Raw genomic sequence first — 22,069 nt, 5'->3', positions numbered from 1 at the left:
CGCCGTAGCGCGTCGCTGGCCTGTCGACGGGGCGTTTGTCGTTCCTGGACGCCTCTTTCCGCACGGACTCCTGGGGAGCTACGGATGAGATAGGCGTTGGGCGGCTGAGCCGCCGGCCGGGCCTGGTGCGCCAACACCAGACTCCTCGGCCCAACAGTGCGGTCGGGTACCACCCCGTCCGAGCCCGTGATCGGCGCCAACCGATCTGAGCGGGCGAAATGTTCGGTTCTTCCGGAACCAGCCCCAAGGGGCTCTGCCTTGCCGTTTTGCAGTCCAGAAAGGCAGTTGTCATTTTGCAGATTCGTCTTGCCCTGCGCCAGCTCTGTCTGTCGGGGCGACTCAGTGTCGGCTCGCGCGCACTCTGCCCGCTGGCCTCCCTCTCCTTGTGCCACCTGGGCTTCGAGGGCATCGACGCGCGCGCCCACGCCGCGCCCGGTGTGATGCAGATCACACAGTTGGCGGGTCGCACGATCGGCCCTGTTGCCTGGCCTGTCGGCAGTCTTCGCGTCAGGCCGGACACCACCTCCGCGGTCTTCGCGACAGGGACGGGCCGATGAGGGCGACGTCGGCGGCGGTGATCCCGGATCAGCGCGTGGCTGCCAGTCGCCGAGCGGGGTCGGTTCCGACCCAGGTCCGGAACGGCAGCAACAGTGAGCAGCGCGGGATGGTCGCGCAGATCGTGACGCGGTTCCCGGCGGCGTGGCTGGCCGAGTTCACCGGGGACTGGATCCGCGTGGTGACGACGGTGCGGGACTTCGGCAGGAAGTCGGGTCGGTGCTTCGCGTCGGATCAGACGATCGCGGACCGGCTAGGCCTGTCCCGGGGTGGAGTGAACCGTCTGGTCGGGCAGGCTGAGGCGGCTGATGTGATCCGCTCCGAGTACAACCCGCGGACCGGGACCCGGGACCGGGTGGTGCGTCCGGTGCGCGACGAAGAAGTGGCGGTGTGCGTATCCGCGCGGGCTCGTGCGGACTTGGCGGGAAACCGGTTCAAGGTCTACGGCGCGCTCGCCTTGCGTGAGCACCTGCAGGTGGCGACATCTGCTGCGCAGTTGGCGGCAATGTGCCAGGTGACGGTGGCTACGGCACGGACGGTCACGGCCGGGTTGGTCGCGGATGGCTGGGTGAGCCGCGAGGGCGCGGAGGGCGGGGCGTTCCGCTATACCGTGCACGCCGCGCCGCTGGCCGGGGTGGCCACACAGGAAGTGTTGTTCGCGCAGCCACAGCAGACGGCCCGGACGATGCCCAGCGAGGCCTCCAGCGAGAACGAAACAGGTGTGGCAGCCGCAGCCGTCTGCACGGGGCAGCTGGAGCTGTTTGGTCTGGCGGGAGCCGAGGTGACCCCCCTCGATCCGGTGACAGCAACCCCTGCGGATTTGGTGACAGCCGCCCCCCACGATCTGGTGACACAAGCAGGATCTCTTGATCAGGATCTTGTGAGTAGGCAGGAGGTCGTGGGTGGTTGCTCTTCCGCCGTAGGCGCTACGTGCGTACCGCGCGAGCAGCCTGTGGACAAGCCATCAAGGACGCCACCCGTCGGCGGGGTTGCGGTGGTTGCGCCTTCGGCGGACCCGACAAAGACCTCCATTCCGTTCACCCCGACCAGCCCGACACTGCCGCTGACGGTGAGCCCGAGCATCTACGCCGTGCTCAGCGTGGTGCCGATGCTGGTGGCGCGGATGAACCGCTGGCAGCAACGGCAGGCCGCCAAGGCCGTCGCGCAGGCGATCCGCGAGGCCGACGGAGACGTCGACCGGATCACCGACCGGGTGCTCCGCCGCTATGCCCCGCTGGACGCCGGAGAGATCCGCGACGCCTACGCCTGGCTGGTCCACCGCGGGCTGACCCGCCGCGGCTGTCGTCTGCCCCTCTGCGAGAGCGGCACCGACCTGGTGACCGGTTCCGAGTGCCGTACCTGCGGATACCACCGCGAACGCGCGCAGGGCCCGGCTGCCGCGTACCGCCAGGAGCAGGCTGCGCCTCGGCCACAGTCTCCGGACGGCGCGGTGCTGCCCACCCTGACCGTCGTTCCCCAACCGGCCACACCTGCCGATCTCGGCCGGACATGCCCGATACACCGAGGGTCCGGGCTTCCGTGCGCGATGTGCGCGCCGTCGGCCAGCACCTGGCCCGGGACAGCGGTGGTGGAGGAGCCGACGGTCGCGAGTCCCGACCGGCCGCCGGCCTGGGCGAGCGTGGACAGTGCCGAAGGCGTCGCCTTGCGCGAGCATCTCGCCGCCCGGCGCCGGCAGCGCGAGCGAGTGCGCCCATCAGGGCGTGGCCGTCGTTGATGTTCATGAACCACCCGAACCTGCATGAGAGGAAGCGCTTTGGAGACCGTGCCGCTGACAGACTGGTCGCCTGCCAACCGAAACCAGCACCGCCACCAGGTCGTGCGAGGCGGTTGGATGCGGATCCCGCTCAGCATGCTGGCGCTGCTGCTGATTGGTCTGGTCAGCGAGGACCGCCCGCTGACCATGGAGGAGGCGCGCCGCTTCCTGCGCAGCACCGGGAACCCGGATGGGGCGTGGAGCGGGTCCTGCTGGGACGACGGCGAGGACGAAGACGACTACGAGCAGGATCTTGCGGCGCGTCAGCGGGACACAGCCCGGTACGCCGCGCAGTACGGTCTGCCGCCCCTCGAGACGCTGCGGGACATGCTGACGCTGCTGACCACGGCCGGTGTCGTTCACCTGGTGCCCGATCCGGCGGGTGTCCTGCGGTTGTACCCGGCCTGCCCGCTGCCGCGCCCCCAGGACGTCTTCCCCTTGGACGAGGCGGAGCTGGCTGCCCAGCACCAGCTGCAGTGGAGCGCCGCCTACGGCGGCGACGCCTCGCGCATCATCGAGCTGTTCCAGCCGCGCGGTGAGCGCCGGAAGGAGATCACCACCAGTCTTGACCGGCTGGCTCGCGTCATCGACGGCCATCCGCACGACGCCCGCGAAGCTGTCTTGCTCCTGGTGGAGGCAGGCGACTTCACCACCAGCCTGCCTGTGGCCGGGATGCTTCCCCACAAGGTCTTCCGGCTGTGCTGCGATTGGAAGGCGTTCGACGCACACCGCATCGGCGTCCACGGCCGCGACGAGCAGGACCGCATCCGCGTCACCGTTCCGGACAGCCTGCTCGACCGAGCGACCTTGCTCCCGCTGGTGGTCGCGGGCTTGGTGTCCCGTTGGTCGTCAGCCGCGGGGACACACGCTTCGTGCCGGGCGCCGTTCTCTGGCGGCAGTAGAGTCGGCACATGGCGGATGAGACCAGCATCAAGGTCGGCGTCGCAACGCGCGACCGACTGAACATCCTCGCTGCTGAGCGGAACACCACCGTCCGCGCGCTGGTCGAGAAGCTGGCGCAGGAGACGCTGACTTCCGCGGAGCGCGAGCAGCGCGCCACCGAAGCCCGGGATTACCTGCGCAAGGCCACTGGCTCGAGCGTTACCCCAGACATGGAAGCCGCAGGAAAGGCGCTGCTGGGCCGGGTCACCGAGCGGCGCGCCGGTCACACTGCCGCAGGAGGCTCGGCCGCGTGACTGCCGCCATCGCCTCGACGGCGTCGACGTGAATCCGTTCGGGTCGAGGTAACGGCTGACCGTGTATCAGGTGGCCGTCGATCGACGCAGCCTCTCCCGCTGGATCCCAGCGGAAGAGGCTCGGCTCGGACGGGTCCTACTCGGCCGCCGAACAGGGGACCCTGCGCAGCCGTGGCCGGCCTCACTCGTTGACCGGGGCAGACGTGAGAGAGGACGCCGATGGCAGTGAAAACGTGGCAGCCCGCTGAGCCGCACTACGACGACGAGTGCGGCTGCAGCTCCTGCTACCTGGAGCGGCTCGACCGGGACGACGCGATCGCGCAGTGGTGCGATCCGGGGGCCCTCTGCCAGATCTGCGAGGCCGGCAGACCCGCCTTCGATGCCGAGATCGCCCGGTTCACACAGCGCTGGAAGCGGTCCCAGGATCCCGAGCACAACCCCTACGCCGCCGGGAAGAACACCCTGCACCGCGTCTCCTGCAAGTTCACCGTCTTCGACGTGGGCAGTGACCATCCCATGACGGAGCCCTTCGATTACACCAGTGAGCTGCGTCAGCACGCGCACCGGTCACGGATTCCCGGCGAGTACGTGAGCTTCGGGATGCACATGTCTCCTCTCACAGCCGGGGAGGCGGCCTCGTGGATCACTTCTCGAACCGGTCCTGCCGGAGGGAAGAAATATCGGCTCTGCCGGACCTGCCGCCCTGAGATGTGAGGACGGCGAACGCGCTCGCGGGTGCAGTCGACGCGGGCCTGAGACTACGTCCGGTAGCACACGCGGGCGCTACGCCCTGTGGGGGAACCCGAGGTGTGGGGCCTGCTGCACTGGGCGCGCACGCTCCTGGCCCTGGCCGGCTGACGGAGCGCGGGACGCTAGTCGCGCCAGTATCGGTGATCGCCAGCGTGGCCCGTCGGCAGCTGGCAGTCATTCGTCTCCGGGATGCTGCCGGGCTTGGGCTCCCTGCACGGTGCGATCGCGACGATTTCGTAGCCCACACTGTCTGGCTGCTCGGGCCCATCCCAGACGGCCCACCAGTGTGTGAACTCGTCGTCCTCCTGCGTCTGCGCGAGGACAGCGTGCAGCCCAGAGTGGCCGGCCTTGTAGATGCAGCCGTCGGCTTCGACGACCTCATTGGCGACGTCGGGCAGGCTCTCGAGGAACGTGCGCTCCTCCGGGGTGAAGGTGACGGCAGCTGTGCAGAGTCCACTGGTCATGGCCGGAGGTTAGCGGCGGCCACTGACACATCCGCCCCACAGCCGGCACGGGAAGTCGGATGCTTGATCGGGTGGGGGCGTGAACTCCGCATTCTGTGGGATGTTTCAGCCGCCGAAGGTCGCCGTGTAGGCCTTGTGTACCGCCTCGGTAAGCAGCGTGAGAGCGGTGGTGACCTTGGTGGCCGAGTCGACGGCCGACTTGAGTCGGGCAGCTGCCCGCCGCAGCCTGCCGGGGTCCGGCGGGCTGGCCCCGGCCTCCAGCTCGACCGCGGCCGCGCTCTCCACGATCTCCGCGTGCTCGGCCTCGGGCAGGTCCAGCGTCGGGGCGATCTGCCGGGCAAGGCTCGCGGCATTGAGGAGCTCGGCTACCTGGGCCAGCTCCACACCGTGGTGGTTGGTCTGCGTGATGGTGTTGTGGCGCCCGCCGACGGCGCCCTGCACGGAGCCGATGTTGTAGACGTCCCCGCCGACGGCGGGCGGGGTCCGGTGGTCGTTCACGTCTCCTCCTTGGATGGCGTAGTCCTGCCCGTCGGCGGTGAGCCGGAACAACCCCTCGCCGGCGGACGTTAGCAGCCCGCGCTCCTTGAGGTAGGTCACCGCCGCGTCGACCTGCCCCGCGGTGAGTTGATGGCCGTGGAGGAAGGAGTCGCTGGACCACAGGAACGCGGCCGCGTCGGAAGGGCCGCAGTCGCAGGACTCGAGCAGCCAGCGGACCAGGCTGTTCCGGGCGAACCGGTGACGGGCGCCCAGGTCGACGATCTCCGCGCGCATGCGGGCGGCCTCGGCGACACCGGCTTCCGTCAGGCTGACGCCTGCGAAGCCGGGCGGGAGGGTCCACTCCGCGAAGCCTCGCGTGATCAGCATGGCGGCCAGGACGCCGACGTCCTGGTAGGAGATCCCTTGCTGCTCTGCCCACTCCTGCGGCGAGGTGTCAGGCGGGTCGAGCAGCCAGACTGGCGCCAGCTGCCGTTCGCCGAGATGGAGGAGCAGACGCGGCAGGTACACCTTCACGGGGTCGAGGGGCTCGGGCGCCGGCTCGGGCTCGGCTTCCGCGGCATCGACGACCGCCAGGGCGTCAGCGGGGACGGTGAATAGCTCGCTGGGCAGGAGGTTGGCGGACAGCAGGGGGTTGGGCCGGTAGTGCTGGCGGGCTTCCTTGAGCTGCGCCTCGATCAGTTCGCAGGTCCGGGCGACATAGGCTTCCAGCGTCGTGACGTCTTGGTACTCGTCGATCGTCTCCCGGACTCCCTTGCGCCAGGTCAGGTCGTGGGGAGGGTTGGGCCCGCTGGAGCCGCCGCCCCAGGTGGCGGGCTCCGCGCTCAGGATCTCGGGCAGCGCCAGCAGGAATTCCGCGCTCAGGTCGGGCAGGGCCGCCGCGAGCTCTTCGGACTCCAGCCACACCTCTGTGACCTCGTTCGGCGAGGGATCCGTCGCGGCTTGCAGCGCGATCATGTGGTGCAGGACGGCAAGGAAGGGCTCACTCGTGGCCGACCGCAGCTCGCCGAGCACGAGCCCCGCCGCGGCGGTCAGTCGCACGCGGTCGCTGGGGCCGAGCATCCGCGCATCGCCGCCGGTGGTGAAGCCGTAGGAGGGGCCGAGCGTGCCCTGGGCGCCAACGCGGGGCAGAGACTTCAGCACGTCGCGTGCGTCGAGACGGTACTTCTTGCGCAGGGTGCGCTGGACGTAGTCCCAGGTCGGCCACTCCCAGGTGGACACGAAGGGGCGGGCGATCTCCAGCAGCAACAAGGTCTGGTCGTCCGTAAGCGTGGTCGGCAGCGGCAGAGGGGGAATCGGCTCCGGCATCGGATCCTCCCCGTCCGCGGCGTCCCCGAAGCCCTGCTGCCCCCGGTCCTCGTACATCTGCACTCCCTGCCCCCGAACAACTGCCTCATGCGGATCGTAGAAGGCCCGGGATCGGTGGGATCCTCAACCTCTGGCAGCTGTGCCGGGGCTGCTCTCCAACGCCTGCCCTCGCTATAGTGATGCTATGGCGTAGGAGCGGACGGAAGGGTCGAGATGAGCAAGACGACGATCCAGGTCGACACAGAAACACGGGACCAGCTGGCGGCCCTGGCCGCCGAGCAGGGCACGAACATGGGCGCTCTCATCGCCTCCTGGGCCGCCGCGCACCCGACCCGTGAGCAGCGCGAAGCCGCCATCGCCCACAACGCGGCCGTCGCCCAGGAGAGGTTTGGCTACACCTCCACCCCCGAGAGCCGCGCCGACGCCCGCGCCCGCCTCGCCGCAGCCCGCGAACGCGCCCGTGCCGGCCGCAAGGACACCGCTGCATGATCGTTCTGGACCACACGACCATCCCCGCCCTCCCGCACCACCCGGCACTGCTGGACCTGGTCGTGGACGTTCCGGCCGACGGAGACACCGTCGTCATCCCCATGCTCTGCTGGCACGCCGCGACCACACCACCGGCCGTGAGCGACCTCGGTGGCTTCGCCTTCGTCGAGTACGCGCCCTACGACCTGACCGCACGGGCCCACATCGAGCAGCTGCCGATCGCCTGGCAGGCCGGCCACGCCGCGCACGTCATCCTGGCCGCAGGGCCCCGCCCGCACGACCGCGCGGACTCCGTCGTCATCACCACCCAGCCGCAGCTCTACTCCCGCATCCCCGACATCACCGCGATCGACCTCGCGACCCTGTGAGCACACCCGGGCCGGGGGCGTCCGACGCCAGCGGATTCGCCGTGCGCACCGGCCACGAGCCACCCGAGCGGGATCCCGAGGCGCGGGCGCGGCAAGTGGCTCAGGCATGGGAGTCGCTGCTGCAGATCCGCCGCCTGGTCCAAACCGACCACCCGGACCTTCCCGCGCCGTGGGAGCAGGCGCAGCCAGTGCGCGCGGTGGCGCTCGCCGTGGAAGCCTTCGGCGTCCCGCTCTGCGCGGTCGACGGCGACGTGGTCGTCGAGTCCGGCGCGGCGGTGGAGACGGAGAACCGCGGGGGCGTTCGGGTGCTGTGGCGCTACCGGCGCGGCCATCGTGCGGTTGACGCCGGCGAAGCGGACCTGGCCGCGGCCGCAGAGTTGCTGGGCCAGGCGGGATGGGACGCCTTGCTCTACCGGGCAGGGCCGCGCCGGTTTCTTCTGGCCGAACCCGGCAGGCCTTGAGAATCCATGCGGAGAGGAGGCCGCGGGAGCCGGCAGCGTCGGCGTGCGGCCCCGATGCAGCGTTCGCCAGGTCGGGGCCGCGGTTGGCGGGAACGCCCACCGCCCGCCAGGTTGGCGGTGCACACTCATGTCGGGATGATGTTCCGTCAGCGAGTGGGGGAGTCAGTGGAGCTGGAATCGACGGAGTTGTCGCAGGCCATCCGGGCGGTGCGAGACGGGCTCGCGGCCGCGCAGCAGGACGGTGCGGGATCGGGGCTGCGGTTCCGGGTCAAGGAGATCACGCTCGACCTGGAGATCGAGCTACGGCAGACGACGTCGGCCGGCGGCGGGGTACGCGCGTACGTCGTCAACGCGGAGGCGAAGGGGGAGCGGGCCCAGGGTCGGACGCAGAAGCTGACGGTGACGCTGGGCGCGGAGGACCTGAACGGCGGTGACCTGCTGGTCGGCGACCAGCGTCCCGGTTTCCAGTCGCAGCCCGAGCGCCCGTAGGAGGGGCGCCGATGGGGGGAACGCCGTCCCAGCGCACCGTGGAGGTGCGCAACCTGCGGACGGGGAGTTTTGGTACGGGAACGCTGGTCGCGCCGGGTCTGGTGCTGACGGCCTATCACGTGGCGTGTCCTGGGGCTGATACAGCCGGGGTGCACGTGGCCCCGCTGGCAGGCGGACCCCAGGTGCCAGCCCAGGTGGTGTGGACGGACCCCGGCCTGGACGCCGTACTGGTCCGCGCCGACGAGCAGGTGCTGGGGACCGGGCTCTCACCGGTGCGGTGGGGCGAGCTCGTATGCGAGTACGCCACCGTCCGGCCAGTGTGCACACTGACCGGGTTTCCGCGCGGGATGCTCCGCAAAGGCCCCTCCGGCGAGGACCTGAACGATTCGAAGACCGTGGACGGCACGATCAAGCCGGGCAGCGCGGAGCGGTCCGGCTTCTACATGCTGGAGCTGGACGACACGGCCCCGGACCAACTGGAGTTCTGGCGCGGCGTATCGGGAGCGGCAGTGTTCTGCGGCGACATGGTGGTCGGCCTGACCTACGCCGCGGCCGACCGCTGGGGCGAAGAAGTGCTGCTGGTCTTGCCAGCCGCCCGGTTGCTGGCAGCCAAGCGCTTCGTCCAGGCCGTCGCCGAGGGATCCGGGACGCCGCCGCAACTGCGCGCGGCGGACTTGGACCATCTGTTCGTGGACGTCGGCGACCCGCAGATGTCCTCCTCTCACCTGCTCGATCCGCGCTCCCGCGTCGTCCCGCTGGGCGGCAAGAGCGATGCCTTGACCGAACTCCAGGAGTGGTGCGCGACAGCCCGGGCGACCGACGTGGCCGTGGTCAGCGGGACCGGCGGCGTCGGCAAGACACGCCTGGCCACGGAGCTTGCCGCACGCCTGGCCTCCCAAGGCGATGAAGACGGCCGTCCGTGGGTGACGGGAACGCTCGCCGAGCGTCCACGCGGCGACGGCTCCGGCATCGAGGCGCTGGCGCACTGCCGCAAGCCGCTGCTCGTGATCGTCGACTACGCGGAGACTCGCCGCCGCCAACTGGAACAACTTCTCAGCCTTCTGGCCGGTCATCGCCTCGGCGGCCGGGTGCGGGTCCTGCTCCTGGCCAGATCACAGGCCGACTGGTGGGACGAGCTGCGCCGCGCGTACCACGGCACCGCCGTCATGGGTGCAGGTGTGGGCGTCGAAGTCCAGGTCCAAGACGCGCTGACCCGCGGCCGCGACCACGCCGCCGCCCAGGCGAAGACCGCGTTCCAGGACCGCATCACCATGCTCGCCGGCGCCGGGATCGGCGACCTCCGCCCCCTCGGCCGCCCTCTGCCCCCGTCGCCGTGGCGCCAAGCCGTGCAAGCCATACTGGGACCCGAGAGCCAGCAGACGGTGATGTCCCTGCACGCCACCGTCCTGGCCGAGGTCCTCACCGAGATCCATCCCGACCTCGCGCGCTTCGGCCACCCCCTGAACGTACTGCTCGCGCACGAGGAGAAGTACTGGCGGCGCGTCGCCGCCGCCCACTTCCCCGGCACCTCTTACGACCCAGCGCTCATGCGCGCGATGGTCGCCGCCCAGCGACTGGCCGGCGCACACGACCCTCAAGACGCCAGCACCACCGTGCAGGCCTGCGTCCAAGCCCACTACAGCAACTTCCCCGGCGCACCACTCCCCCCGGCCCGGGAACTGGCCGCCTACGAGCAAGCCCTGTGCGACCTCTACCCCTCGGGCACCGGCGCCCGCTGGGGCGGAATCGGCCCGGACGCCCTCAGCGTCGCCCTGGTCGAGGACGTCGAAGCCCGCAGCCGCGACACCTTCCTGACTCAACTGCTGACCGCGCCCAAACTCTCCACACCGCAGCGCCACCAGGCCCTCACCTTGCTGGCCCGCGCCGCCGACACCCATCCCGCGCTCGCCTCCAGCACCGCCAAGGCCATCGCCGCCGCACCCGAACTGCTACTCCCTCTGGCAGCCGAATCCATCCCCGGTGAGCTCGCCCCATCCGCGGCCCACGCCTTCCTCCTCAGCATCCACCAGGCCGTCACAACCGAACCTGCCCGCAGCCCCCGAACCGGGGGCGCCCAGGGCGAGTGGGCCCGCTCCCTGATCAACGCGGCCCTCGAGCAGCGGCACATCCAGCCCCCACCGTCACCCGCACCACCGATCCGACCAGCCCCGCGCCGCGAGCCCGAGGCCCCGCCGAAAGCGGCCGGTCAGGCGAAACCACGGACATCCCCCGCTCTCCGGGAACCGGAACGCCCACGCTCACCAGCACGACGTCCCCCGCGACGACCGGCCGCGACCCCGGTGCCTCGGGCAGCAGGCCCGTACCAACGGGTTGATTTCGGCGCCTTGCCTCCGGCCCGCCCGAGGCTGCTGTCCGTGCGGGCCTTGGTCGCCGCTCCGCGTGGTGGACCCCTGCGCTGGACCATGACGACAGCAGCCTTGACCTACACCGCTCTGCTCGGCTATCTGACCGTCAGCGCGTGTCTGACCTTGCCCCTGCACGGCGCCGACCTGTCGCTCTGGGGCATTCCCGTGGTGGCAGTTCTCACCAACGTGGCCGTCGCCCTCCTGTTTGGGCCGCAAGCGGACTTGCCGATTCCCACCCGCGCGGCTGCACTGCTGATCAACTCGGGCCTGGCCACCGCCTGCGCGATGATGTTCAGCGAGCACCACGGCCCCGTCCCGTACAACATCGCCGGCGCCGGGATCTGGTTGGCCGTCACCCTCGTCGGCACGGCGGTGTCGATCCAGGCGGCCCGGATGTGGTTCGGACAGTTCGAATATCGACTCCAGCCGCAGCAACAGGCCGGTTCCGATGACGACCCTCCCCTCCCAGCATGACGAGCGGGCCTGGAGGAGCGCTGCGTCCTCGCACCGAGAGCTCGGGCACGGCACGCCTTGGGTGGGCCGCCGGTCAGCCTGTCACAAGACCTTGGCGTGGCGGGTGTACGCGCGCCCCGATCACGCTCAGCAACGCTGGTCGGCGGGGCAGCCGAGCGCAGCGAGGGGGTCAAGGACGTCCCGGTGCTCGTCCCGGCGCGGGCGGTCGAACAGCATCTCGGGGGGCGCGATCCGCAGCCGAGGTATCTCCGGTCTGTGCTGCTGCCGAACTGCCACGAGCTCGTCGTCGTCATTGGGGAGCATGTCCGCGACGATACGCCCGCCCCCGCCGGACGGCGTAGAACTTCAACTGCCCCTGGGCAAAACAGCACCGGCCTTCGGGCCGCCCCGTCGGCCCGTCCGGGCGGGAGACGCCAGCCACCGTCATCCTGGAGCCGCCGACCCTGTGCAACACCGGCGGCCTTACCTGGGCGGCGCGTGCCTCCTAGGCGCTTTCCGGCCAGCTCAGCGGTTCGGAGGACGTATCGGCGCGGCGCCAGGACCCTGAGTCCACGGAGGAGGGGCGGGCCAGTTGCCACCCCCGAGCGTCGAGCTCCTCCTCCAAGAGGGCGTCCAGGCGCACCTCCACCGTCAGTTCGCGGCCCTTCATCTGTTGGTGGATCAGTCCGGTGGCGGTGATCAGTTCACGGATGTCCACCCTGGCCAGGATCGCGCCTCGCCTCCACGCGGGGATCACCACGAAAGCGGCGGTGGCCTGGACTTTGTGGACGCGGGCGGCAGTCCTGGTATGGCGCGGGAGGCGGACGCTCACGCGGGCCTCGTAGTCGTCCAGCAGTTGAGCGCCGAGCTCGGCGCGGGCCTGTTCGGTGGTCGCAGTGTTCTCGGGTGCGGCGCCCATGCCCCTACCCCCTTGCATCGTGCTGGTGGTGGTCGGTGATCATTGCCGATATTCGAACGCTTGACCAGTCTTTTTGCGGATCTCGGGGCGCGGGAACCAGATCGCGCGCCCGCTGCAGGGACGGGCCCTACAGGTCTCCCAGCTGGGACCACGGCATCCCGGCAGGAACACAGTGCGTCAGCCAGGCCTGCTGCCCGCAGGCGCCGCGCAGTTCGGCGAAAACATCCAGTTGACATCCTCCCCGACCTAAAGGACGGGGATTCCTCCCGCGCCTGCGGCACGGACACCCGTGCGTGGCAGGTCGCGGAGGTGGGTTCCCCGTTCAACGGGCCGTGCCTGGCGTGGGATTGCCACGCTTGGACTGACCGGCCCTCCAGGGGCGTTTAGCCTGTCCGCCTGCCCGGCGGCCAGGATGTTTCGAGCAGCATTGAGGTCACGGTCATGCAGCACACCACACGAGCCGCATGCCCACGCGCGGACCGCGAGGGGCTTGGGTCCATCGCGGTGCCCGCACGCCGAACAGAGCTGAGAGGACGGGAAAGCGCGGTGCACGACGCCGACGATGCGCCGGTACCGGGCTGCCTTCTCTTCGAGAAGTCGCCGGAAGGTGGACCATCCGGCGTCATGGACGGACTTGGCCAGCCGGCCACGGCCGAGCCCGCGGACGTTCAGATCTTCCAGGTAGATGGCTTGGTTCTCGCCGATCAACTTGGTGGTCTGCTTGTGTAGCCAGTCCAGGCGGGTGTCGGCAACCTTGGCGTGCACCTTGGCGACCTTGCGCCGGGCCTTCGCCCGGTTCTTCGACCCCTTGGCCTTACGGGAAAGCTCCCGCTGAGCGGCCTTCAACCGCTTCTCCGCCTTGCGAAGAAAGCGCGGGTTGTCGATCACGCCGCCGTCCGAGAGGACGGCGTAGGTGGTCAGCCCGAGGTCGATGCCGATCTCGGTGTCCAGCTCGGGCAGCGCATCCGACTCTACGTCCACGACGAAGCTGGCGTGGTAGCGGCCGGACGGGTCCAGCACGACCGTCACCGAGGACGGCTCAGCGGGCAGTGCCCGCGACCACTTAACCCGCACGTCGCCGATCTTCGCCAGGTTCAGCTTCCCATTGGACCGGACGCGGAACCCGTTGCGCGTAAACCGGAGGGACTGTCGCGCGTCCTTGCGGGACTTGAACCGGGGCAGCCCCACAGGACGGCCCTGCCGCTTGCCGGACACTGAGTCGAAGAAGTTCCGGTAGGCCGTGTCCAGATCCCGCAAGGACTGGATCAGCGGGTCCACACCCACGGATGCCAGCCACGCCCGCTCGGCAGTCTTCTTCGCCGCCGTGACGACCTGCTTCTGCAACTCGGTGCTCTTCGGATAGGGAAGGCCGCTCTTCCGGGCTTCCTTCCGTGCTGCGAGAGCGTCGTTGTAGACAACCCGAGCACACCCGAACGTCCGGGCCAGCGCAGTGCGCTGACCCGCCGTCGGGTAGATGCGGTAGGCGTACCGGAGATGCACACGATCAACCTACCGGCAGGCACTGACAACGGCTCACGTCAGAACCTCCGAAGGTCGCTCCGCCGCTTCGCGGCTCCCATCACGATCAGAGGGCGTGGAGGCGCAGGATGTAGACGCGCTCGCTGCGCGGCACCACGGTGTAGAGGAAGAAGCCGCTCGGGACGATCGCGGTCTTCATCGGTTCCCCGGCGCCCTGGTAGGTGGTGCCGTCGAGATGGAGAGCGTGGGCGGCACGGACCAGCTCGTCGGCCTTGGCCTCGACCTCCGCGATGAACGCCTCCGGGGCTCCCTCGGTCAGGTACTCCTCGCTGGGGTTGTACTCCCAGGACCAGGTCACGCGCTGACCGTCGCGTAGGCGGTGTCGAAGAGCGTGGTGCACTCGCGGGCCGCGTCGCGCCACTGCTCGGTCGCCGGGTCCAGGACCTGCATGAGGTGCTCGGCGGCCCGCAGCCGGGCAGCCGTCTCCAGGTTCCGGGCGATCTCGATGTGGGCGGCCCAGGTCAGAATGAACGTGCGCAGCGGCGTGATCGACCCGGACTCGACGGCGAGCGCGAACACCTCGTTCTTCTGTTGCTCCATCTCGGGCAGACGGTGTGGCGCGACCTTGGCCAGCGCGGCGCGCAGTGCCTCCGGGGTATGCGCCGGGGCTGGGATCAGCTCCGCGTCTTCGGGGTGCGCGTGGTGGGTGCTCACTGTGTCCTCCCAGGTGCCTGGCCTGGTTCAGCGTACCCAGGAGCTTGGGGCCTCGGTGCGTTCGGGACCCAGGTGGCGACGAGGGCTTCGGGGTCCGATCGCTTGCGGCGCGGCCCTGGCCCCGTCACGTCCCCGCTCATTAGCTCTGCTTCGGCTCGGGTCGGTCGGGGAGCTGGGCGCCGGGCCGGCACACGAACCACTCGTAGAAGCGCTTGGTGATGTCGCTCCGATCGCTGCCCATCTCGGCAGCGGCGGCTTCGAATTCGTCCCAGAGGTCTTGGGGGATCTGTCGGATACCCCGCAGCTTGTGCGAGTGCTGGTTGGCCATAAAAGCCATGGTGACAGGGTGGTTGACCACCTCGCAAGGGTGTGCTTACATGTTCAGAGGTGGTTGACCACCCCTGAACAGCGATAACGATACCCCGAGGAGTCAGGAATGACCGCCGAAGAGTCCGTTCGCTTCACCGTCCAGGAGCGCATCCCCGCCGGCTTCGTCGTCCACGACGCCCGGCTCGACCAGGACGTCACCGCCTACACCACCAGCACCGACGCCCAGGCCAAGGCCGACGCCAAGAACCGGCTCGACGCCTTCGGCATCAAGGCCGGCGACACGGTCACCGGCACCTTGACCACGAACACCCCGAACCCCGGCCGCATCACCGTGACGGTGGACCGCGAGCCCTGGACCAGCGGCACCCACAACGTCGTCCTCTCCGACGGGCGCAGCGTCGAGGCCGTGCGGCTGGAGGGCCTGGAGGTCGTGCACGCCACCGACATCGGCTCCCGGTTCTGCCTTGCCTGCGGTGCCGTGTTCGACACCCCCGCCGGCCTGGACGCCCACCAGGAGGAGACCGGGCACGAGAAGGACCTGACGGCCGCGACCAACACGGCGCTGTGGGCGATCCGCAACCGCTCCACCACCGCCGCCGAGACGGTCCGCGAACTCCTCGACCCGAAGAACCCGCAGTGGCAGGCCGCTCTGGAGGAGCTGAACCAGATGCTCGCACTGGCCAGGAAGTTCGACCCGACGTTCCCCGTCGACGAGGCCGAGGACGACGTCGAGGACAGCGAGCGCATGGCCGACGTGACGGTTTACTCGCTGCGGCGTGGAACCCTCGACGAGTCGGTCAGCCGCGGTCTCTACGCCAACTGCGAGGCGGCGAAGGCCCACGGGATCACCGAGTACACCCGGCGGTTCGGCGCGAACGACAGCCTCTCCTGGAAGGGCTGGCACGAGGACGAGCCCGGCATGGTCCGCCTCCACGCCGTGGAGTGGCGGGACGAGCCCGTCGCGACGGACTGGTTCATCGTCCCCGTGGTCGCACCGGCCAGCTACGACCCGAACGCCGAGAACTGACCGACCACCCCGGCTCCGCCCACGGGGCGGGGCCACCTGAGAGGAGCAGCATGAGGGCCGCGCTGGCCATCGACGTCCCCGACTGGAGTCCTAGATGAAGGCGGGGGATGCCTTTGACGAGCTGGACCCGAGCGAGGGCGCGCGGATCCTCGCGGAGGAGCTCGCGCCCGCAGTGCTGGCCGGCGCTGTACCGCAGCGGCGGCCGGTGGCGGTGTTCGTCGCCGGGCAGGCGGGCAGCGGCAAGACGATGGTCGTGGACTTGGTGCTTGCGGCGCTCGCCGCCCGAGGAGGCGCGGTGCGCGTGGACCGCGACGCCTACAAGACGGCCCACCCGGGCTACGACCGGCTCCTGGCCGAGGACGTGCGCACGGCCGGGGTACGCGTTCGAGCCGACACCTACGCGTGGGCGGCCCGGGTGGAGGAGCAGGTCCGGCTCAGGCGGTTCGACGCGGTGGTGGAGGCCCCGCTGGGCCGCCCGGAGGAGTTCCTGGACGAGGTCGCCGCGTACCGGCGGGCGGGCTACCGGGTGGAGCTGGTGGCGCTGGCCGTGCCGGAGGCACTGAGCGTGCTCGGGGTGCTGGACCGTTACCTGCGTCTAGCCAAGCAGGGCCGGCCCCGGTTTGTGGGCTGGGACAACCATGACGCCTGCGCCGCGGCGCTGCCCGCGGTCCTGGAGGTGGTGGAGGCGGAGGGGCTGGCCGACCGGGTCACCGTTGTACGGCGCAGCACCGACCTGGCGTTGGAGGCCGTGTACGTCAACGAGGTCGGCGCCGATGGGTGCTTGGTGCGCCCGGCAGGGGCGGCGAAGGCGGTGCTGGCTGAGCGCCGGCGCCCGTGGGACGCGGCGCAGACGGGCCGGTTCCGCCGGGAGCTGGCTGCCGCCGACCGGAGGGTGAACGACCCGCGACTGCCCGAGGACTGGGCGCTGGCGGTACGCCGGGACGTCGAGCGGGCTGCGGCGCTGGCCGAGCCGCTGCGCCGGACCGCTCAGCCGCTGACGCGTGCCCCCGGGGTGGACTACCACCGGCTCAACGCGGACGAGCACGAGTTCGTCTTCGAGCACGTTGTCGCGGGGATGATGCTCAAGCAGGTCGTCGCCCAGGAGCGGCCGCGGGTGGTCTACGTCGCCGGGCAGCCCGGTGCCGGGAAGACCCGGGCCGCCTTCCTGGTGCACCGAACCCTTCCGGACGTGGTGCACCTGTCCGGCGACCACTTCAAGGCTCTGCACCCGGACTACTGGGACCTGCTCACCTCGGGCTCGCGCCGAGCCTCAGCGGCCATCCGGGCGGACTACCGGGCCTGGCAGGCCAAGGCCGAGGCGTACGTGCGCGAGCGCCGCGGGACTCTCCTCATCGAGACCACGCCCGAAGACGCCGCCTCCTTCGTCGCGGGTGCACTGACGTTCCGTCGGGCCGGGTACCGGGTTGAGCTGCTGGTGCTGGCCGTACGAGCTGCCGACTCCCGGCAGGGCACTGCCCACCGCTACGCCCGGGTGACCAAGCTCGGCGCGCCTGCCCGCTTCACCACCGGGGCCGGCCATGACGCCGTCTTCCAGGTGCTGCCTGACGTGGTCGCGGCGGCGGAGCGGCTGGCGGTCGTGGACCAGGTCACCGTGATGCGGCGCGACGCGAGCGCCCTCTACCGCAGCGACCCGACCGCTGAGGGCTCACTGCGGCATGCCGGGGCGGCGCTGGCGCTGCTGGCGGAGCAGTCCCGCCCCTACACCGACCAGGAGGCCGCCCAGTTCTGGGCGATCCAGCGTCACCTGCACCAGGTGATGCCGCAGTACCGCGACGACCTGGTCGACATCGCGGCCCGGGCCATTGCCCTCATGCCCTATGCCCGGCAGCCGCGGCGACTCGACCTGTACGGTCGCGTGGCTGCGTTGCCTGCGTTGTGCCGCGCCGGGTAGGCCCGGGACCGCCTGCTGGCCGGTGCCGGCCTGACCGGACGGCGCCGGCTACTCGGTCCTGAGGGCGTTGAGCTGCTCGGTGTACTGGGCGGCGAGGCGCTCGAGTTCCTCGGGCCCGGCCTCGGCGAGCCGGTTCTGGTCCTGGAGGCAGGCCTGCAGGCGTGTGTCGATCTCGTCCTGGCGCTGCTGGTCGCCGGAGCGTCGGGCGGTCAGCAGCTGCGCCTGGCGCCGGGTGATGACAGCGCTGATCAGCCGCTGGACGGCCTCCGTGGTTGTGTCCCCGTCGGAGGATGCGGGTTCGGGTGCGTGCACGGCTGGGCCACCTCAGGTTGTCGCATGTCGTTGCGGCCAGGATGCCGCCGCGGCCGGTTCCGGGGGAGCCGGCCGCTGCCTCCCGGCCTCGTCTGGTCGCGATCCTGCCCTGCGACGTCGTCCAAGGCATACTGGGCGCGCAGATGATCTGTCCTGGGGGGACTTCAAGTGGCCGACCTTCGCGCGCTGTTCAGCTCCAACGACCCGGCGGCGGAGAGCGCGGAGGCGTTCACCAACCGCCACGTCCAGTGGAGCCTGGTTGCCGCGGCGGTGGAAGAGCACCTGCGCACCGTCGCGTCCCCGGGCTTCGACGTGGAGGACCTGGAGACCCCGCGGACGAACGTGATCACGTTCTACGGTGTCGGCGGCGTTGGGAAGAGCACGCTGCTGCGCAAGATCGAGGCCGCGCTCACGGCCGCGGACCAGCGACCTCCGCAGTGGGGCTCGGGTCTCGGGGCCGGGGAGCGGTTGCTGCCGGTGCGCATCGACCTGTCCCGCGCGGTGTCGAGTGGATCTGATTTCGAGCGGGTGGTTCTGGCGATCCGTCTCGCCCTGGCCGGCGCGGTCGGACGTCCCCTGCCCGGATTCGACCTGGCCTTGCGCCGGTACTGGGACGTGGCGCATCCTGGCGAGCCGCTGGAGGAGTACCTGCGGCGAACCGGCCTGATGGGCAAGGCCGGTCAGATGCTGCCCGAGGAACTGCGGGCCGCGGTCGGCGAGGTCGCCAGTCAGCTGCAGCTGCCGGGCATCATCGGCTCGGCGGCCGGGCAGGTCACCACCGCGCTCGTCCACGCCCTGCGCGCACGCCACGAACGTGCGCGCGCCCTGGCCGGCGCCGCCCGGACCGCCGCCCTGCTGGAGGCCACCCCTGACCTGGAGGCGCTGTCCTTCTACCCTCACCTGCTGGCGTGGGACATCGGCCGCCTGCCCGCCAAGAAGGCGGTGACGCCGGTCATCCTGCTGGACACGTTCGAGGACACCGAGGACCGGCACCGTGACCTGGAGCGGCTGTTGCAGCGCCTGGTGTGGCTGATGCCCAACTGCTTCTTCGTTATCGCCGGCCGCAACCGCCTGTCCTGGGGCGAGGAAACCCTGGAAGGGCAGCTCGACTACACCGGCCCGGCCGCTTGGCCGGGACTCGCGCCGCACGGCGAGCACCCGGCCCGCGCGGCGGGGGGAGCGGCCCAGCACCTGCTCGGCGACTTCTCCGTGCAGGACTGCGACAGCTACCTCGCCCGCCGACTCACCCACGACGGCCAGCCGCTCATCGGCCCGGACATCCGCGCGGTCATCACCGCGCGCTCCCACGGCCTGCCCCTCCACCTCGACCTCGCCGTCGGCCGCTACCTGGAGATCCGCCGCACCGGCCGCACCCCTGCCGCGGCCGACTTCGACCACACCTTCCCCGCCCTGATCGCCCGTACCCTGTCCGACCTGACCGCGGACGAACGCCACGTGCTGCGTTCCGCCAGCCTGTTGGACGCCTTCGACCTTGACCTGGCCACCGCCGCCGCCGGCCTGACCCACCAGGCGGCCGCCCGCCGCCTGGTGGAACGGCCGATGATCAGCGAAGACCCCTACGCGATCTGGCCCTACCACCTGCACGGCGCCGTCCGCGACGCACTGTGCATCGACGACACCCACACCGCGGACCGGTGGACCAGCGCCGACTGGCACCAGGCCGCCACCCGCGCCCTGGCCGCGCTCGGCGCGCAGTGGCAGCGCCACCAGACCCGGGCAAGCAGCCGCGCCGTTCTCGTCGCGTGCCTGCGCCAAGGCCTGCGCCTGGCCCGCGACCACCACCTCGATGATCTCGCCTGGCTCACCGAGGCCGCCTTCGCCTACGTCGACGACTCCGTGTGGGAGCCCATCGCCCCGCCTGTCTCCGCGGCGGCCGCCGGTCCGGCCACGGACACGCCCGCCGACGCCCTCGCCGAGCTGCTGACCGCAATCAGCCGCCGCCAGCACGAACACCGGGAACGCACCGTTCGCCGGCTGACCGCCGTCCTCGAGGGCGGCCTGCTGTCCGGTGAACTGGCCGAGCTCGCCTGGTACTACCGGGCCAAGGCCGACAAGGACCTCGGCCGCACCGCCGACTCCCTCCAGGGCATGCGCCATGTCGCCGACGCCGGGGGCCGCCTTGCCTCGCGTGCCCGGCGCGGCATGGCCAACCTCGCCCGCATCGCCGGTGACTTCCCCACCGCCCAGGCCGTGATTCCCACGCTGGACTGGAAGGGCCGCCAGCACCGCGTCCACGGCGACGTCCTGTGGCCGCACGCCCAGTTCGGCGCCGCCGCCCGCGCCTTCGAGGCCGGGAGGGAACAGGCCGAGCAGCACGCTGCGCCCGGCGAGCGAGCCATCACGCAGACGCGCCTCGCCCTGGTCACCGCGTTCACCGACCCGGATCGGGCGGACGAGGAAATCGCCCTCGCCCGCCAGCTCCTGGAGCCCCTGGACCAGCGCGCCACCGACCTGCTGCTCCAGGTGGCCACCCTGGTCCGTGACGCCGGCACCGACCGCGGGTTCACCGATCGCGTCACCGTCCTGCGCACGCAGATCGACGTCGCCGGCCTGCCCTGGCTGATCCCCCTGCTGGAGACCGCTCTCGCCTTCCACCACACCGTCCGCGGGACCCAGGACGAGCTGACCGCCACCATCGCCCGCCTGCGCGAGGTCACCGCGAACGGCGACTTCGCGTACTACGTGGACATCGCCTGCTTCATGGCCGGCCGCCCGTTGCCCGCCCCGTCGACGACCATGTGGCTCGAGCCCGAGGCCACCGTCCGGCAGCGCTGGTCCACCGTCGCCGACCGCCGTCGCACAGCTCTGCGTCCGGCCGGTCCGACCGCGTAGACCGCTGCGCGGAAAGCCGGGAGACCCGATCCGGGCGGATGACCTGGTCACAGATAGGCTCGGCCGCTCACGACGATCACCACGGGGAGGCTGACGGTGGGAGAGATCCCCGACTACTGGGGCGGACCGACGGCCGAGGAGGCCGCCGAGCAGCGCCGGGACGTTATCGCCGCCGCCGTCCAGTTGCGGAACATCTTCGACAAGGGCCTTGGGGAACCCGGTCTGCTGTACCGGTGGACCCTGGTTGAGCTCGACCGCAAGTGGGGCGGCGAGGTCCAGTTCGACCTACTGGGGCTCTTCATCTCGCAGATCACCGCGAACGCTCCCGACGATGCGCGGGACGAGCACGGTGTACCGGTGCTCGACCGGATCATGCCCCACCAGGTCACACCCGAACACGTCACCCGCACCCTGGTGGCCATGCTGGACCACGAGCAGATGGAGCAGATGTCCGCCGCAGACCTGAAGGCCTACGCCACGCGGGCGGTCAACACCGGCAACATCGCCCAGCAACTGGTCGGCTTGCGCCACCCCGGGGCCGGCGAGTACCGCGCACTGACCTACTCCCTCGCGCTGATGCAGCTCAGCACCGACGAGATCCAGTTCAACGACGTCCTCCAGTACCTGGTGGCCGCCTCCCTGGAAGCCCCCTGGACCATCTGACCGACTTCAGCGCGCGGAACCCCGTCTCCCCGCAGTCCACGACCACCGCCCCCGGGCAGGTACGTGCTGGTCAGGGCACTAAGGCATGTACGGTGACCTTCTGATGCATCAGAACGGGGAAGCTCATGGACACCGCCGCGACCACGACCAGGACCCAGTCCGCTGGGGAACTTGAGCGCCGCAAGGCCGCCACCCTCCGGATCCGCGCCGCCGGTGTCCAGGACATCAACCTGTGCCGCCCTGCTGGCGAGGCCTGGACCTGGGCGACGATCCCCATCGAGCAGCTCGAATCGCTCGCGGAGACAAGCGAGCGCACGGTCCACGACGGGAGTGCCTCCGCCGGCGACAGCCGCCCGCAGCCGGATCTGGTCCTGGAGCCGGAGCCCGCCGCGCCTACCCCGGAACCCACAGAAGAACTGGAGCGCCGCAAGGCCGCGATCCTCCGGATCCGTGACTCCGGTGTCCTGAGCATCAACCTGTGCCGGCGCGGAGGTGGCAAGCCCTGGACCTGGGCGACGATCCCGATCAAGGAGCTGGAGTGGCTCGCAGAGTCCTGCGAGCAGCGGACCGAGGTGCAGGACGGGTCGATGGACCGCCTTCTTGAACAGGAAGCCGCGCCTCAACGGCAGCCCGCGCCCCATCCGAGCCGCTGGTGGCGACGGCGCCGACCGTGAAGAGCGCCCCAGTGCCAC

General features: G+C 70.6%; 23 protein-coding genes. 15 read left to right on the top strand and 8 right to left on the bottom strand.

The window, feature by feature from the left end; all coding sequences use genetic code 11:
• The first annotated feature begins 218 nt into the window (after positions 1 to 218).
• From TR50_RS46755 to TR50_RS18250, 5 genes are all read left to right on the top strand, one after another.
• On the top strand, positions 219 to 557 hold the full coding sequence (locus TR50_RS46755) for a hypothetical protein (protein WP_042422209.1): 339 nt from the start codon (positions 219 to 221) through the stop codon (positions 555 to 557).
• A gap of 107 nt (positions 558 to 664) precedes the next feature.
• Positions 665 to 2,290, top strand: a complete 1,626-nt coding sequence (locus TR50_RS18265; protein WP_152648466.1) for a hypothetical protein — start codon at positions 665 to 667, stop codon at positions 2,288 to 2,290.
• A gap of 24 nt (positions 2,291 to 2,314) precedes the next feature.
• On the top strand, positions 2,315 to 3,292 hold the full coding sequence (locus TR50_RS18260) for a DUF6042 family protein (protein ID WP_369405753.1): 978 nt from the start codon (positions 2,315 to 2,317) through the stop codon (positions 3,290 to 3,292).
• Entirely contained in the window at positions 3,241 to 3,525 is a 285-nt protein-coding gene (locus tag TR50_RS18255; protein ID WP_042422203.1) for a hypothetical protein, read from the top strand. Before TR50_RS18260 ends, TR50_RS18255 begins: the two co-directional genes overlap by 52 nt.
• 219 nt (positions 3,526 to 3,744) lie before the next feature.
• Entirely contained in the window at positions 3,745 to 4,239 is a 495-nt protein-coding gene (locus TR50_RS18250) for a hypothetical protein (RefSeq protein WP_042422201.1), read from the top strand.
• Between the two features lie 158 nt (positions 4,240 to 4,397).
• Here TR50_RS18250 and TR50_RS18245 read toward each other — a convergent pair whose 3' ends face one another.
• Together TR50_RS18245 and TR50_RS18240 are read right to left on the bottom strand one after the other, a co-directional pair.
• Positions 4,398 to 4,739: a hypothetical protein gene (locus TR50_RS18245; protein ID WP_042422199.1), complete on the bottom strand. Its 342-nt coding sequence runs from the start codon at positions 4,737 to 4,739 to the stop codon at positions 4,398 to 4,400.
• 105 nt (positions 4,740 to 4,844) lie between these two features.
• Positions 4,845 to 6,599: a hypothetical protein gene (locus TR50_RS18240; protein ID WP_042422197.1), complete on the bottom strand. Its 1,755-nt coding sequence runs from the start codon at positions 6,597 to 6,599 to the stop codon at positions 4,845 to 4,847.
• Positions 6,600 to 6,755: 156 nt separating this feature from the next.
• On the opposite strand from TR50_RS18240, the gene TR50_RS18235 reads away from it, so the two are divergent.
• The 5 genes from TR50_RS18235 (at position 6,756) to TR50_RS18215 (ending at position 11,189) form a co-directional block, all read left to right on the top strand.
• On the top strand, positions 6,756 to 7,031 hold the full coding sequence (locus tag TR50_RS18235; RefSeq protein ID WP_042422195.1) for a hypothetical protein: 276 nt from the start codon (positions 6,756 to 6,758) through the stop codon (positions 7,029 to 7,031).
• Positions 7,028 to 7,399, top strand: a complete 372-nt coding sequence (locus TR50_RS18230; protein ID WP_042422193.1) for a hypothetical protein — start codon at positions 7,028 to 7,030, stop codon at positions 7,397 to 7,399. The genes TR50_RS18235 and TR50_RS18230 overlap by 4 nt, the downstream gene beginning before the upstream one ends.
• A gap of 41 nt (positions 7,400 to 7,440) precedes the next feature.
• Positions 7,441 to 7,860 carry a hypothetical protein gene (locus tag TR50_RS18225; RefSeq protein ID WP_042422366.1) on the top strand — a complete coding sequence of 140 codons (420 nt, stop codon included), beginning with the start codon at positions 7,441 to 7,443 and terminating at the stop codon, positions 7,858 to 7,860.
• Positions 7,861 to 8,013: 153 nt separating this feature from the next.
• Positions 8,014 to 8,349: a trypco2 family protein gene (locus tag TR50_RS18220; protein ID WP_152648464.1), complete on the top strand. Its 336-nt coding sequence runs from the start codon at positions 8,014 to 8,016 to the stop codon at positions 8,347 to 8,349.
• An 11-nt stretch (positions 8,350 to 8,360) separates the two neighbouring features.
• Positions 8,361 to 11,189, top strand: a complete 2,829-nt coding sequence (locus TR50_RS18215; protein WP_084700508.1) for a S1 family peptidase — start codon at positions 8,361 to 8,363, stop codon at positions 11,187 to 11,189.
• Positions 11,190 to 11,673: 484 nt separating this feature from the next.
• Here TR50_RS18215 and TR50_RS18210 read toward each other — a convergent pair whose 3' ends face one another.
• From TR50_RS18210 to TR50_RS18190, 5 genes are all read right to left on the bottom strand, one after another.
• Complete coding sequence (locus TR50_RS18210; protein WP_042422188.1) at positions 11,674 to 12,087, bottom strand: hypothetical protein; 414 nt, start codon at positions 12,085 to 12,087, stop codon at positions 11,674 to 11,676.
• A 246-nt stretch (positions 12,088 to 12,333) separates the two neighbouring features.
• Positions 12,334 to 13,587 carry an RNA-guided endonuclease InsQ/TnpB family protein gene (locus tag TR50_RS18205; RefSeq protein ID WP_042422187.1) on the bottom strand — a complete coding sequence of 418 codons (1,254 nt, stop codon included), beginning with the start codon at positions 13,585 to 13,587 and terminating at the stop codon, positions 12,334 to 12,336.
• Positions 13,588 to 13,672: 85 nt separating this feature from the next.
• Positions 13,673 to 13,924, bottom strand: coding sequence for a hypothetical protein (locus tag TR50_RS18200; protein ID WP_042422185.1), 252 nt, complete (start codon positions 13,922 to 13,924; stop codon positions 13,673 to 13,675).
• A complete protein-coding gene (locus TR50_RS18195; RefSeq protein WP_042422183.1) occupies positions 13,921 to 14,280 on the bottom strand; it encodes a hypothetical protein in 360 nt (119 codons plus the stop codon). The genes TR50_RS18200 and TR50_RS18195 overlap by 4 nt, the downstream gene beginning before the upstream one ends.
• A 139-nt stretch (positions 14,281 to 14,419) precedes the next feature.
• Positions 14,420 to 14,608 carry a hypothetical protein gene (locus tag TR50_RS18190; RefSeq protein ID WP_152648463.1) on the bottom strand — a complete coding sequence of 63 codons (189 nt, stop codon included), beginning with the start codon at positions 14,606 to 14,608 and terminating at the stop codon, positions 14,420 to 14,422.
• Positions 14,609 to 14,716: 108 nt separating this feature from the next.
• Here TR50_RS18190 and TR50_RS18185 point away from each other — a divergent pair, with 108 nt between their 5' ends.
• Positions 14,717 to 15,637: a hypothetical protein gene (locus TR50_RS18185; protein WP_042422179.1), complete on the top strand. Its 921-nt coding sequence runs from the start codon at positions 14,717 to 14,719 to the stop codon at positions 15,635 to 15,637.
• Positions 15,638 to 15,731: 94 nt separating this feature from the next.
• A complete protein-coding gene (locus TR50_RS18180; protein ID WP_042422177.1) occupies positions 15,732 to 17,549 on the top strand; it encodes a zeta toxin family protein in 1,818 nt (605 codons plus the stop codon).
• A gap of 48 nt (positions 17,550 to 17,597) precedes the next feature.
• Here TR50_RS18180 and TR50_RS18175 read toward each other — a convergent pair whose 3' ends face one another.
• The gene (locus tag TR50_RS18175) at positions 17,598 to 17,861 is read right to left on the bottom strand and encodes a hypothetical protein (protein WP_042422175.1); all 264 of its coding nucleotides are present in this window, start codon (positions 17,859 to 17,861) and stop codon (positions 17,598 to 17,600) included.
• Positions 17,862 to 18,029: 168 nt separating this feature from the next.
• On the opposite strand from TR50_RS18175, the gene TR50_RS18170 reads away from it, so the two are divergent.
• From TR50_RS18170 to TR50_RS18160, 3 genes are all read left to right on the top strand, one after another.
• Positions 18,030 to 20,714: a P-loop NTPase family protein gene (locus tag TR50_RS18170; RefSeq protein WP_042422173.1), complete on the top strand. Its 2,685-nt coding sequence runs from the start codon at positions 18,030 to 18,032 to the stop codon at positions 20,712 to 20,714.
• A 96-nt stretch (positions 20,715 to 20,810) separates the two neighbouring features.
• Positions 20,811 to 21,377, top strand: a complete 567-nt coding sequence (locus tag TR50_RS18165) for a hypothetical protein (RefSeq protein ID WP_042422172.1) — start codon at positions 20,811 to 20,813, stop codon at positions 21,375 to 21,377.
• A gap of 125 nt (positions 21,378 to 21,502) precedes the next feature.
• Positions 21,503 to 22,051: a hypothetical protein gene (locus tag TR50_RS18160; protein WP_042422170.1), complete on the top strand. Its 549-nt coding sequence runs from the start codon at positions 21,503 to 21,505 to the stop codon at positions 22,049 to 22,051.
• Positions 22,052 to 22,069: the final 18 nt, after the last annotated feature.

This window comes from Streptacidiphilus anmyonensis, assembly GCF_000787855.1.
Taxonomy (GTDB): domain Bacteria; phylum Actinomycetota; class Actinomycetes; order Streptomycetales; family Streptomycetaceae; genus Streptacidiphilus; species Streptacidiphilus anmyonensis.
The sequence above is the reverse complement of the archived record's forward strand: the minus strand, read 5'-3'. Positions and strand labels throughout refer to the sequence as shown.